Origin of the sequence: Acidicapsa acidisoli (genome assembly GCF_025685625.1) — a bacterium.
In the GTDB taxonomy this organism is placed as follows: domain Bacteria; phylum Acidobacteriota; class Terriglobia; order Terriglobales; family Acidobacteriaceae; genus Acidicapsa; species Acidicapsa acidisoli.
Genome location: NZ_JAGSYI010000001.1, coordinates 1,521,192 through 1,533,415 on the forward strand (window position 1 = coordinate 1,521,192; position 12,224 = coordinate 1,533,415).

The following is a 12,224-nucleotide window of genomic DNA, read 5'->3' on the forward strand; positions in this document are numbered from 1 at the left end:
GCCTACTGCATTCGGTAGCGTTCGCGCATCAGCCGCTGTAAACGCGGCCAGAAGATCAGGTCAAAGGCGAGGGCCTTGTCCGGAAACATGGCCAGCGCGGCGCGGCGGGCATCGGCGACCATCTCCGAAGCTTGCTCGACAGCCAGCGAGCGATCCTGCTGGATTACCTGCATGACCATATTCATCATGAGCTGAAGGCGGCGGATGCGTCTTGACTCTTCGGCTTTTTCTTCCGGGGTCTGGGTTTCCTGATCGCTGGTTCCACGATCCTCTGACCCACGCTTTTCGGGGTAATTCGCGATCAGGGCATTCTGCGGGTGGGATTCGGGCTGATGGGCGGACTGGCTCATGCGCGATGGGGCCTCCGGGTGGCACGAACGAAAGCGGGGAAATGCGTCCCTGCTGGCTGCATGGTACACCGCTTCGCTTTTGGAAACTACTGCTCGGCGAACAGGATGAATCATGAGATTCATCAGTGGATTTATCAGTGTTGGCTGCACAATGGCTCTGTCTGGACTGTCTTTCCGTCGAGCAGGAAGCAGGTTGCACCGTCGAGGTCGGTACGAAACGCGCGGGTGTGCGAGGCCTGAAGTTCTGACAGGATTTCCGGGCGGGGATGGCCGAAACGGTTGTGGCGTCCGCAGGAGATGACGGCCCAAGCTGGGTGAACTGAGGCGAGAAAGGCCGGTCGTGTAGACGTCAGGCTGCCGTGATGGCCCACTTTGAGGACTGTGCTTTGCAGGCCGGTTTCAGCGAGCATGGCCTGCTCCTCCGGCGCTTCGGCATCGCCGGCCAGCAGGATCGACGCAGCCTGATAGCGTGCCTGGAGAACCAGCGAATCGTTGTTTGCGGGCTGCGGACCGGGGTGGTAGCTCGGCTGGGGCGCCAGAACGCGGAGATTGGCCTGGCCGAGCTGGATTTCGTCTCCGGCATGAAACGAGCGGACGCGCACGCCAAGCGATGCAGCCTCGTCGAGCAGCGCTTTGTAGGCGGACACTGGCGGGTTGTTGCCGACCCAGAGCTCACGTGGGCGGAAGTTGCGCAGGATGGCGGGTAGGCCTCCCATGTGGTCGTGATGGGCGTGCGTGAGAGCGACTGCGTCCAGGCGGCGGATTCCCCGCGCCCAGAGCGCCGGGGAAACGACCTCTTCGCCTACGTCGAAGTCTGAGCCGCCGCTGTGCGTAGTTGGCGCAAGGAAGCCCAGGCCGCCGCCGTCCACCAATAGCGTCTTGCCGTCCGGCGTGATCAGGAGCAGCGAGTCGCCCTGGCCGACGTCGATTGCTTCAAAGAGCATTGCATCGGCGGGATGGTGCACTGGACGCGGCCAGAGTGCCGCTGTGGCGACAAGCAGCGTAACTGCAAAGGCAAGGCGGCGGTGCGCGGCGCTTCCCCGCGCGAGTTGCAAGGCAAGAACGAAACAGATGAGCGCCACTCCGATCTGGATCGGAGCGGGGTCCGGCACGCGCAGGTCGCCGAGCGAGAGCGCGCCCATCTTTCGCACGAGAAAGACACTGAAGTGCAGTGTGCTTAGGCAGATTGAGGCAGGCAGGATCGCTGCGGCAGGCCAAACGGCGAGAACAAGCAGTACGAGCATTGCGGACGGGACAAGGATTGCGAGCAAGGGCAGGATGAACAGGTTGACGGGCAGCGCGTAAACGGTGATGCGGTGAAAGTAGATGGCCATCGGGAGGGCCAGAACCAATTCGACGACCAGGGTTACGAAGAGGAACTCGCCGAGTTGCAGAATTGACCGGACAGCGAGGGGGAAAAGCTTACGGGCAATCGTGTTGTTGGTGGCGGATTCCAGATGCGTGGCGATGAGGCGCAGGGTTACGCGAAATTGAGCGATTGCCGACGGCAGTTTGGGATCGATTGCGATCAGAAACAAGTCTCTGGTTGCTTTGATGCGAGCATGCAGGGTGTGTTCGAGCAGTGGAATCGCGATGCCGGCGATAGCGGCGACGGAGAGCACGGTCATCTGCAGGCTCGCGTCGAAGACGCTGCGAGGGCCGGCTGCGGTGAGGCAGAGGGTGGCGAATGCGATGACGTTCAGCGGGCTGCGGTCGCGGTAGAGCAGGCGTCCAACCAGGTAGAGCGTGATCATCCAGAAGGACCGCTGGGCGGGTACGGCGAAGCCAGTGAAGAGCGCGTAGGCCAGCGAGATTCCGATGGTGAGAGCGGTTGCGGGCAGGCGCGGAATGCGCAGCCGCCGGGCTAGAGCGAAGACCAAACTGGCCAAGAGCGCCAGATGAAGGCCGGAAACGACGATGAGATGGAAGGAGCCGGTGCGCTCGAAGCCTGCGCGAAGGCCGTGCGTCAGGTACGTCCGGTCGCCGGTAAGCAGGGCCGTGAGCATGGCTGCGTCTTCCGGCGTCGCTCGCAAGGCGTGGGGCAGGTTGTGGGTGAGTGCGGGCAGGGTTTGGAGCCCCGAGCTAGCGGAGTTGCGGGCCTGGTTCAGCAGGCATGGAAACGGGGCATGGGCTGGGGTGTTGAGCAGGATCAGGCGCGGTTCGCCCGCATCGCGTTTGGTGGCGAGGAGGGATGCGGACGCGGTGATCTCTTGCGATTCGAGGTAAGCGGTCCGGCTCCAGACGCCGGGGTCGTGGAAGGTGTCTGGCGGAAGGATGCGAACTACGGCCCGAATGCGCTGTCCGCATTGGATCGATTGCCCCGACGTGGTAGGCCAGATCGCGGACAGGCGGAGTTTTGCTGACTCCGAGTTGGGAAGGCTGCGCGTGGTGTCGGAGGTGTCGGTTACGATCTCGGCGTTTTCGACGCGCAGGTCGATGCGCTGAACCTGTTCTCCCGTGGATTCGGGCGCGGATTCCAATTCCTGATCCTGGGGGGCTTCCTGTGCGCTGTCTCTATTCCGAACTGGGCCTGCGTCGGTGACGGTTCCTTCTACTGTCCGCAGCAAACTGTCGGAGAGCTGTGCAATACCGGGGTTGGGAGCCGGGCTTGGTTCAGTCTCTGCGGACCAGATGCCGAGGACAAGCCAGATTGCGATGATCGGCAGCCAGCGCAGCCTTGGAGTTTTCCAGATTGCAGCAACAGAGACGATTGCCAGAGGGACGAGTCCTGCGAGTAGCCAACTGGGGCGCAGGTACAAGGAGTGGGCTAGGACGATTCCGGCCAGGTAGGCCAGAGTGGCGTAGAAGAGCGGGATTAGCGCGGCGGGAGCGGCTGTCTGGCGAGGTTTTCTTGGCTTGCGAATGGGTTGGAATTCAGGATTGGCGGTTGGGACGGCGAGCGGTGTCAGAGAAATGGGGGTCGAATTTTCCGTTCCGGGCACAGCTTCCGCTCCGAGGCCGGCAGATTAAGTCGAACCGGACCTATGCTTCGCACGCATGTGTCGGAGATCTGGAGGAAAGTTGCAAAGCGCCGGGGTTCCCTGCCCCGCTATGGTTGAAATCGCTGCAGGTTTGGGAATCAGGCCCGAATCAAGCTCGAACTATGGCCCCAATGTATCAGATTGATCTAATGACTCAGATCCGGCTGAGGCGGACAACGGTCTCCAGGTGGAAGGTCTGCGGGAACATGTCGACGAGGATGATGCTGTCGATTTTGTAGCGTTCACTGGTCAGTGCGTGCAGGTCTCGGGCCAGCGTGGCCGGGTCGCAGGAGACATAGACCATGACGGGCGCGTGGATGGCGTTGAGGAGGCTAGTGGTTTCTTCGCCGAGGCCGGTGCGCGGCGGGTCGAGAACGATCAGGTCTGGGCCGGGTTCACGCTCTTCGCGGTTGCGGCGCAGGAAGTCGAGTGTGCTCAGGCCGAAGGATCGGCTGTTTGTGTTTTGCAGATTATGTTCGAGCGCCGGAAAGGACGCTGGCGCTGATTCGATGGCGAGAACCTCTTCAAAGGACTGCGCAAGCTGGCGGGCGAAAAGGCCGACACCGGCGAAGAGATCCCACGCGAGTTTTCCCGAGTGGCTGGCGGCGATGAGAGTGGTGAAATCGTCGATCAGCCAGCGGTTTACCTGGAAGAACGCGCCATGATCGACGCGATAGTCGATCCCGGCGGCGGTATATGTCAGCGATGATCCACCTGAGATCGCCAGAATCTGCGGGTTCAGAGAGCCGTCCGAGTATTGGATGCGCAGGCCGGTTGGATGGGGTGAAAGCGCTGCAGATACGGCGTCCAGCCACGCGGGCGCTTCTTTTTGAGAAGCTTTCTGGCTGAAGAGAGTAATAAGAAGCTGGGACTGGTCGTGGTTGGTGAAGAGCTCGAATTCGGAGATTGGCGAGGGGCTTGGGTGATCCTTGAGGAAGCGAGCAATCTGCGCGGCTGCTTCCATCAGGCGCGGCGCGGCGATTGGGCATTCGCGAATGGGAACGATGGAGTGGGAACGGCGGCCTCTGTAGCCGAACTCCTGTGCACTGTTCAACCCGAGACGGATGCGGTTGCGGTAAGCCCAGGGCTCGGCGGAAAGTAAGCCGATCTCTGGCGGGAGGGCTACGCCTGCGCGGGTGAGGGTTTCGCGCAGGATCTGCTGCTTGAGGTTCTTTTGTGCCGGGTAACCGGCGTGCTGGTAATGGCAGCCGCCGCACGAGCCGAAATGAGGGCACTTGGGCTGGACGCGATCCACGGAGGCTGTCAGGATCTGGTCCACTTCTGCTTTGGCGAAACTGCGTCTCTCTTCGGTCACGTGGGCGGTTACGGTTTCGCCGGGCAGTGTGAGCGGGACGAAGACGGTTTTTCCCCTCTTGGATTCTGATTCGGCTCGGGCGAGGCATTCGCCGCCGTAGATGGGCTTCTCCATCCTCAGCGTATGGGTCAGATTCAGGGTCGGCTTCATGCTTGGCTCATGTAGAAAAGGCTTAGCCGGGGGAGCTGGTAGTGCTCCAGAAGGCGCTTGTGGACGAATTGCTGCTCGATCTGGCGCAATTGCACCGCGCCCATGCGGCTGCGATAGGCAGCGAGGTCGCGGGCGGCTTCGGTCTTAAAGCGAAGGAGGATCTCTTCGGGAACGTGGGTGGTCAGATTGGCGAACAGCTTTTCTTCGAGGACGGTTAGCTCGCGTTCGAGGTCTTCGAGATTCAGGGTGGGTGAGTTGGATGAGGGGCTAAGGAGGGATTCGGCGATCACGCGCAGGCGGTGAGCGAGAGATGCGAGGGCTTCGGGGACGATTTTGGCGGTTTCGAGGGCCTGAGCCGCGGATTGCAGATGGTCTGCGATGCGTCGGGTCTCAAATCCGGCGTCGGCTTCTCGATGAGCCTCAGTGTTAGCGCCAATGGCGGCTTCCTTCTGCTGCTCGGCTGCTTCCATGACGGCCTGCGCGCACCAGGCGAGGCCGTTGACTTGTCTTAGACGGCGCGCGCTCTTTTGCTGGCGGGCATCGAATTTGTCGAAGGCTTCGTCGATGCCGCGCAGGACCACTTCGAGCGGGATGCCGGCCTCGCGCCAGGTTTCGATGAGCGCCCAGTCCAACGTCGAGAGCAGCAGAAGCGACCCGCGACGGTGCTGGAAATGCTCCTCGATCTCGGTGAAGTAATTGAAGTAGTTCTGCACGGCGAGGCTTAGTTGCTCCGCTTGCGTGGGCGAGAGGGTTTGCCGGTGATCGCGCTACCTGCGCCGGTTTGATCCGGGCGGTTGCGAGCGAAGACCAGCCGGAGACCTTCCAGAGTCAGCATGTCGTCGATGGTGGAAATGTAGCGTGAGTCGCCCGCGATCAGAGTGGAGAGACCGCCGGTCGCGAGGATCTTTGGCGTGGCGCGGCCGCAGCGTGGGTCCTCTGCCATCTCGGCGATCATGCGTTCGAGGATGCCGTCGACGAGGCCGATGTAGCCGTAGTACAAGCCGCTCTGGATGTGGGTGACTGTGGTGGTGCCGATGACTTTGGGCGGGCGCTTGATGTCTACGCGGCCAAGGCGGGCAGCGCGGCTGAAGAGGGCATCGGCGCTGATGCCGAGGCCGGGTGAGATGATGCCGCCGAGGTATTCGCCTTTGGCCGAGATAACGTCGAAGGTGGTTGCGGTGCCGAAGTCGACGACAATTACTGGACCTTTCGACGCCGCGCCGTATTTCTCATAGGCGGCGATGGCGTTGACGAGGCGGTCTGCGCCCAGTTCGGCGGGATTGTCGACCAGCACAGGCATGCCGGTCTTGATGCCTGGTTCGACGAAGAGCGGCTTGATTTTGAAGTAGCTCTCGCAGACCTGGAGCAGGGTGCTTTCAACCGGTGGCACGACGGACGAGATGATGATGTGATGGACTTGTGTCGTAGCGAGGCCGTGCAGGTTGAACAGGTTGGTGAATAGGACGCCGTATTCGTCGGCTGTCTGGGTGCGGTGGGTCGACACGCGCCAGTGGGCTACGAGCGTTGGGGACGAATTGCTGGAGGGGTCGAGTGCGCTGGCAAGGCTGTAGAGTCCGAGGACGGTGTTGGTGTTGCCTACGTCGAGAGCCAGGAGCATGATCTTCAATCCTCGGAAACTTAATCTTGTGCGTCACGGATGCCGCCGGTGGTTACGGTGACGAGTCCGTTTGCCGTACGGACGCGCAAGAAGCCACGTTCGTCGAGTCCGTCTGTGATGCCGGTGCAGGTTTGCGGGCCGTGGACTTCGACGCAGCGGCCCTGAACCCAACTTGAAATTGCTGCTATTCGGGAGGGAATTGCGGACATTGCGGCTTCCGACCCGAGGGCAGCTAACTCGATATGCAGCGATTGTAGCAGCGCGATGAGAAGCTGCTGGCGGCTGGTTATCCGGCCTGTTTCGAGATCGAGCGATGTGGGTTCCGTTGCGAGGCCGGGCGGGAAGCGCTGCTGGTGGAGATTGATGCCGATGCCGATGACGGCTGAGGAAGCGCAACCAGCTTCGGCGTGGGCCTCGACGAGGATGCCGCCAGTTTTTCGTCGATCGATTAACAAGTCGTTGGGCCAGCGCAAGTCAATGTCGAGCGCGGTTACCTCGTGGATGGCGCGATGTGCGGCAAGACCGGCAAGAAGCGGAAGCCAGGTAAGGTCAGCGATGGCGATGCCCGCGCTCAGCAATGCAGGGCGTAGCAGAACGCTGAGGTAGAGGCCTTCGCCTGCGGATGAATGCCAACTATGGTCGCTACGGCCGCGGCCCGCTGTTTGCTCGTCGGCAACGTAGAAGCTGCCGTGGGGTGCGCCTGTGCGGGCTTGTTCTAGAGCATAGGTGTTCGTGGAGTCGATGCTGCGGAAGTGGCGCAGACGGCCATGAAACGGTGTGCCGGCCAGCGCGGCGTCGATCTCGACGGCATTCAGTTCTTCGGGTTCGGATGTAGCCATGGTCAGAGCTTGGTCAGAGTTTTTCTGCCTTGATGCGCATGCTGATGTCGGCGGCTTTGGCGGAGTGAGTGAGTGCGCCAACTGAGATGAAATCAACGCCGGCGAGCGCGTATGCGCGGATGTTTTCGAGAACGATGCCGCCCGAGGCCTCGGTTGGAATCCATGGCTTTTTTTCACCGGGGACAGCGGGGTCTGCTTCTTCCTGCTTGGCAACGTGCTGCTTGATGCGCGTGACAGCGGCCTTGATCTGGTCGGGAGTCATGTTGTCGAGCAGGATAGCTTCTGCGCCGTGCTTGAGCGCGTCTTCGAGTTCCTGCGTGTTGCGGACTTCGATCTGGACGCGCTGGCCGGGCTTGCGTCCTGAAAGTGCGGCCGTGAGCACATTGCGGACTCCGCCGCCGAGGGCGATGTGGTTGTTCTTGATGAGGATGCCGTCGGAGAGATCGAGGCGATGATTCGTGCCGCCGCCGCAAAGGACAGCGTATTTATCGAGAGCACGCAGACCGGGAACGGTCTTGCGGGTGTCGAGTACGTGAGCTTTGGTGCCCGCGATGGCGTCGGCGTACTGGCGCGTCAGTGTGGCGATGCCGCTCATGTGCTGCATCAGGTTGAGGATGACGCGTTCGCAGCTTAGCAAGGCGCGGGCGTTGTGGCGGATGACGGCGAGCGTCTGCCCGTCGTGGACGCGGACGCCATCGAAGATTTCGTGATGGCTGATGACTTCGTAGCGTGTCTGCGCAGGGGAACGTTTGTCGAGATGGCTGAAAATCTCCAGAAAGCGCGGCACGCAGCCAAGACCCGCCACGACCATCTCCTGCCGCGCGATGATGGTGGCCGTGGCGCGCAGATCGGGGTCGATGGTGAGGTTGGTGGTGGTGTCGCTTGCGGCTTTGTCTTCGATCAGCGCCTGCTCGAGCAAGGCGTCGATGCGGCGATTTTTCCATTCCATCGGAGTTCCTTGGAGCTACTAGCTGCTAGCCTCTAGCTTTGTCGGCGGATTACTCGGATGGAAGAGCGGCCAGGGCTGCTCTTGCTTTTTCGAGTAACTGCCGGGTTTCGGATTCCTGTTTCTTGAGACCTTCGACGATGTTCGCCGGGGCTTTTTCGAGGAAGCTTTGGTTGCCTAGCTGGCGTTCCGCTGCGGCGAGGCCCTTTTCGTATTTGGCTATGTCTTTGGTCAGGCGCTCGCGCTCGGCGGGAACGTCGATTTCACGTTCGTAGATGACGGCCACGTCGAAGGCCGGCGTGTGATGCTTCGCCAGCCCTGCGCTGATCTTTTCGACAGGGCGGATCTCTGTGACACGCGCGAGGCGCTCCACGATGATGGCGTTCTGTTGGATGGCTGCGCCCGAGTGAGTGTCGATGCGTAGCTCGATCGGCGTGACGGCCTTCTCTTCAACGCCGATCTCCTTGCGCAGTGTGCGGATTTCGACAATGAGTGATTGCAGCAAGTCCATCTCTGCTTGAGATGTCGCGTCGGCAGGACCATCGCCAGCCTGCGGATAGCGTGTCAAAGCGATCGATTTCACAGGTGGATTGCCTTCGTAGACCGTCTGCCAGATTTCTTCGGTGATGAACGGCATGAAGGGCGAGAGCAGCCGCAGAGACGCTTCAAATACGCTGAGCAGAGTTGTCAGCGCTGCTTGCGTCTTGGCTTTGTCCGTATTCTCACTGAAGTCCAGCCGCAGCTTGACGATTTCGAGATACCAGTCGCAGAAGCTACCCCAGAAGAATTGATAGATCGTATTCGCCGCATCGTCGTAGCGATAATTTGCGAGCGATTGATTTACTTCCACGGCGGTCTTGTGGAACTCGGCGACGATCCAGCGGGCTTCGAGCGGCGCATCCTCAGAGACATCAGGCATTCCGCCGAGTGCGGCTGGATCGACGACGATGCCAACTTCGGCTGCGCGATCCACGTTCATGAAAACGAGGCGGGCGGCGTTCCAGATCTTGTTGGCGAAGGCGCGATAGCCTTCGGTTCTGGCTACGTTGAAGGCGATGTCTGTGCCGGGTGAGGCCATTGAGGCCAGTGTGAAGCGCACGGCGTCTGTGCCGTATTGCTTGACGATCTCGATGGGGTCGATGACGTTGCCCTTGGTCTTGGACATCTTTTCGCGGTTGGCGTCACGGACGAGTGCGTGGATGTAGACGTCTTTGAACGGGACGGCATCTTTGAGTTCGCGCTTCGATCCGTCGGCCATGGGTACGTCGAGCGCGAACCAGCAGCCGAGCATGATCATGCGCGCGACCCAGAAGAAGAGAATGTCGAAGCCGGTGACGAGCAGGCTTGTCGGGTAGAAGGTGCTGAAGTCGATGCTTGGTTTGTTGTCCGTAAAGGGCCAGCCGAAGACGGAGACTGGAAGCAATCCGGAGGAAAACCATGTGTCGAGGACGTCGGTTTCCTGCGTGATCAGTGGGCCGCCGCAGTGGGCGCAGGCGGTTGGGTCTTCGCGTTCAACTGTGATCTTGTGGCAGTCTGCGCAGTGCCAGGCCGGGATGCGATGGCCCCACCAGAGCTGGCGGCTGATGCACCAGTCGTGGATGTTCGTCATCCAGTTCAGGTACGTCTTCTTGTACTGCTCGGGCGTGAACCGGATGTGACCCTCTTCGACGGCCTGAATGGCGCGGTCGGCGAGCGGCTGGATCTTAATGAACCATTGTGTCGAGAGGCGCGGCTCGATCACGTCCTTGCTGCGCTCGCAGCGGCCGATGGAGAGCTTGTGGTCGTGGATCTTGCCGAGCAGTCCTTGTGCTTCGAGGTCTTCGAGAATGCGCTTGCGGGCTGCAAAACGGCTCAGTCCGGCGTAGACACCGCCTGCTTCGTTGATGTGCGCCGTGTCGTCCATGATATTGATCGACGGTAGGTCGTGGCGCTGGCCGAGGGCGAAGTCGTTGGGATCGTGCGCGGGTGTGACCTTAACGGCTCCGGTGCCGAAGTCGCGGCTGACCCAGTCGTCGAGGACGATGGGGATTTCGCGATTCATGAGCGGCAGCAGCAGCTTCTTGCCGTGCAGGTGCAGGTAGCGCTCGTCTTCCGGGTGAATAGCCACGGCGACGTCGCCTAGCAGCGTTTCGGGGCGCGTCGTGGCGATGGTCAGGAACTCGCCGGTCGCCTTCCCATCCGGCCCGGCGACGGGGTAGCGGATCTCCCAGAGTGAACCGAGGACTTCTTCGTGGATGACTTCGAGATCGCTGATGGCGGTCTGGCAGCTTGGGCACCAGTTCACGACGTATGCACCGCGATAGATGAGGCCCTGCTCGTGCAGGCGGACGAAGGCCTCGCGGACGGCGACCGAGAGGTTCGCGTCCATGGTGAAGTATTCGCGCTGCCAGTCGACGGAGGCGCCGAGGCGCTTCATCTGTTCGAGGATCGCTCCGCCGTACTGCTTGCGCCAGCACCAGACGCGTTCGAGGAACTTTTCGCGGCCCAGCGCCTGGCGGGACGTGCCTTCGCTGGCGACCTGGCGTTCCACCATCATCTGCGTGGCGATGCCGGCGTGGTCGGTGCCGGGGAGCCAGAGGGTTGGGTCGCCCTTCATGCGGTGCCAGCGGGTGAGGATGTCCATCTCCGTCTGGTTGAGCATGTGGCCCATGTGCAGGCGGCCGGTCACATTCGGCGGCGGCAGCAGGATGGTGAAAGGATCGCCGGTTTCTGCGTCGAGCTCGGGTGTGGGCTGCGCAAACAGGTTTTCGCGGACCCAGTATTCGGCCCAGTGGTCTTCAATGGCGGTGGGGTCGTAGGCTTTCGGCAGGTCGTGTGGCATGTGGATTTTTCTGGCCTATCGGGCTTGCAGGGGCCATTTCTACAGGGCTTTCCGCAATTGAGGCCAACCCCTCACGATAGCACAGGGGTTGGGGCGTTATGAGCTTCGCTTAGGGTGTGATCAGACGAACGGTGGGGAAATAGGTCGTGTAGCGGCGGGCGTCGCGGGTAATGAGTGGGCAGGCCGATGCTTCAGCGTGGCCTCCGATGAAAAAGTCGGGCAGGACGTTGGTTCGCGTTCCGCCCGATTTGCGGTACTGGAGGAATGCCTTTCCGGCGAGGAAAGCGGCTTCGCGAGGGATGTATTCGACCCCGATTCGGAGTGAGGATAGGCTGCCGTCTAGGTCGGATGGTGTCGCAAAGAATCTGGATAGCTCGGCGTAGACAATGACGTTGATTCGTAGTGGTTCAAGCCGATTGATTCGGTTCAGTTGATGGATCGACCAGTTTGCCCAATTCGGATCGTTATCTAGAATGTCTACGATCACATTCGTATCTACGAGTACCATCAGTCCTCGCCCCGGATAAAGGCCATGTATTCGTCCGTGGTGCCTTCCCATTTGATTTGAGCTGTGCCACGCGCCGCCTCAAAGGGATTGGGCGGCTCTACCTCGGGACGAAGCACGAGTTCGCCGGCTTCGTTGACATCAAACGTGAGTTTGGAGCCCGGCTTGAGGCCGAGAGCCTCGCGAATGTGCTTGGGGATGGTGGCTTGGCCTTTGCTGGTGAGTGTGGTGTTCATGGAGTGGCCTCCGGTATTACCGATAATTTGATTGTAATACTTGCCAGCTTTATTCGAAAATCCATCACATCACTGCATGGTAATTTTGCCGTCTCGATCAGAGGGATAAGCCGCAGCTTGAAACTTATCGCGATAACAGATATTTCCGAGTCGAGGGCATTTATACACAGTGACGTGGCGTCCGTGTAATCGCAGAAAATGCACCAACTCCCAAACACGATCAATGCAGTCGCGCGCGTTTGGTTGAAACCAGAAGATTGCTCGACTGGCCTCGAAATTGTCTGGCGGTGTGGGTAGATTGACCTTAAACCAATCTAAAATCTCGCTCAATTGTTTCCATTCGGGAGCATCCAAGTCGCCTGAATCAAGGAGAGAGTGGGCAGCCATGAAGACTCCCTCGGGCTTTCGGGCGTCTTCATCGACGCGGGTTGTAACAAACCGCAGCCACATCGCCATACGATTC

At 60.6% G+C, this 12,224-nt stretch carries 11 protein-coding genes; all 11 read right to left on the reverse strand.

The genetic code is table 11. The features are described from left to right. Positions 1 to 2: 2 nt before the first annotated feature. The 11 genes from OHL23_RS06080 to OHL23_RS06130 all read right to left on the reverse strand — a co-directional run bounded on the left by OHL23_RS06080 (position 3) and on the right by OHL23_RS06130 (position 12,217). A complete protein-coding gene (locus tag OHL23_RS06080) occupies positions 3 to 350 on the reverse strand; it encodes a hypothetical protein (RefSeq protein ID WP_263350894.1) in 348 nt (115 codons plus the stop codon). Between the two features lie 134 nt (positions 351 to 484). Next, the gene (locus OHL23_RS06085) at positions 485 to 3,292 is read right to left on the reverse strand and encodes a ComEC/Rec2 family competence protein (protein WP_263350895.1); all 2,808 of its coding nucleotides are present in this window, start codon (positions 3,290 to 3,292) and stop codon (positions 485 to 487) included. 193 nt (positions 3,293 to 3,485) lie between these two features. After that, on the reverse strand, positions 3,486 to 4,796 hold the full coding sequence (locus OHL23_RS06090; protein ID WP_263350896.1) for a class I SAM-dependent RNA methyltransferase: 1,311 nt from the start codon (positions 4,794 to 4,796) through the stop codon (positions 3,486 to 3,488). Then, on the reverse strand, positions 4,793 to 5,509 hold the full coding sequence (locus OHL23_RS06095) for a hypothetical protein (protein WP_263350897.1): 717 nt from the start codon (positions 5,507 to 5,509) through the stop codon (positions 4,793 to 4,795). Before OHL23_RS06095 ends, OHL23_RS06090 begins: the two co-directional genes overlap by 4 nt. 8 nt (positions 5,510 to 5,517) lie before the next feature. After that, the gene (locus OHL23_RS06100) at positions 5,518 to 6,414 is read right to left on the reverse strand and encodes a type III pantothenate kinase (protein WP_263350898.1); all 897 of its coding nucleotides are present in this window, start codon (positions 6,412 to 6,414) and stop codon (positions 5,518 to 5,520) included. 20 nt (positions 6,415 to 6,434) lie between these two features. Then, a complete protein-coding gene (locus OHL23_RS06105) occupies positions 6,435 to 7,253 on the reverse strand; it encodes a biotin--[acetyl-CoA-carboxylase] ligase (RefSeq protein WP_263350899.1) in 819 nt (272 codons plus the stop codon). A gap of 13 nt (positions 7,254 to 7,266) precedes the next feature. Next, complete coding sequence (gene nadC, locus OHL23_RS06110; RefSeq protein ID WP_263350900.1) at positions 7,267 to 8,202, reverse strand: carboxylating nicotinate-nucleotide diphosphorylase; 936 nt, start codon at positions 8,200 to 8,202, stop codon at positions 7,267 to 7,269. A gap of 49 nt (positions 8,203 to 8,251) precedes the next feature. Further along, the gene (locus OHL23_RS06115; protein ID WP_263350901.1) at positions 8,252 to 11,020 is read right to left on the reverse strand and encodes a valine--tRNA ligase; all 2,769 of its coding nucleotides are present in this window, start codon (positions 11,018 to 11,020) and stop codon (positions 8,252 to 8,254) included. 109 nt (positions 11,021 to 11,129) lie between these two features. Further along, on the reverse strand, positions 11,130 to 11,528 hold the full coding sequence (locus tag OHL23_RS06120) for a type II toxin-antitoxin system VapC family toxin (RefSeq protein WP_263350902.1): 399 nt from the start codon (positions 11,526 to 11,528) through the stop codon (positions 11,130 to 11,132). Beyond that, positions 11,528 to 11,761: an AbrB/MazE/SpoVT family DNA-binding domain-containing protein gene (locus tag OHL23_RS06125; protein WP_263350903.1), complete on the reverse strand. Its 234-nt coding sequence runs from the start codon at positions 11,759 to 11,761 to the stop codon at positions 11,528 to 11,530. The genes OHL23_RS06120 and OHL23_RS06125 overlap by 1 nt, the downstream gene beginning before the upstream one ends. Before the next feature lie 69 nt (positions 11,762 to 11,830). After that, on the reverse strand, positions 11,831 to 12,217 hold the full coding sequence (locus tag OHL23_RS06130) for a hypothetical protein (RefSeq protein ID WP_263350904.1): 387 nt from the start codon (positions 12,215 to 12,217) through the stop codon (positions 11,831 to 11,833). Positions 12,218 to 12,224: the final 7 nt, after the last annotated feature.

What these genes read in the sequence shown, in the direction of transcription:
- OHL23_RS06105 (WP_263350899.1), bottom strand. Translation starts at nt 7,253, where the DNA reads ATGGCTACATCCGAACCCGAAGAACTGAATGCCGTCGAGATCGACGCC.
- OHL23_RS06120 (WP_263350902.1), bottom strand. Translation starts at nt 11,528, where the DNA reads ATGGTACTCGTAGATACGAATGTGATCGTAGACATTCTAGATAACGAT.
- OHL23_RS06125 (WP_263350903.1), bottom strand. Translation starts at nt 11,761, where the DNA reads ATGAACACCACACTCACCAGCAAAGGCCAAGCCACCATCCCCAAGCAC.
- OHL23_RS06130 (WP_263350904.1), bottom strand. Translation starts at nt 12,217, where the DNA reads ATGGCGATGTGGCTGCGGTTTGTTACAACCCGCGTCGATGAAGACGCC.
- OHL23_RS06090 (WP_263350896.1), bottom strand. Translation starts at nt 4,796, where the DNA reads ATGAAGCCGACCCTGAATCTGACCCATACGCTGAGGATGGAGAAGCCC.
- OHL23_RS06100 (WP_263350898.1), bottom strand. Translation starts at nt 6,414, where the DNA reads ATGCTCCTGGCTCTCGACGTAGGCAACACCAACACCGTCCTCGGACTC.
- OHL23_RS06115 (WP_263350901.1), bottom strand. Translation starts at nt 11,020, where the DNA reads ATGCCACACGACCTGCCGAAAGCCTACGACCCCACCGCCATTGAAGAC.
- nadC (WP_263350900.1), bottom strand. Translation starts at nt 8,202, where the DNA reads ATGGAATGGAAAAATCGCCGCATCGACGCCTTGCTCGAGCAGGCGCTG.
- OHL23_RS06080 (WP_263350894.1), bottom strand. Translation starts at nt 350, where the DNA reads ATGAGCCAGTCCGCCCATCAGCCCGAATCCCACCCGCAGAATGCCCTG.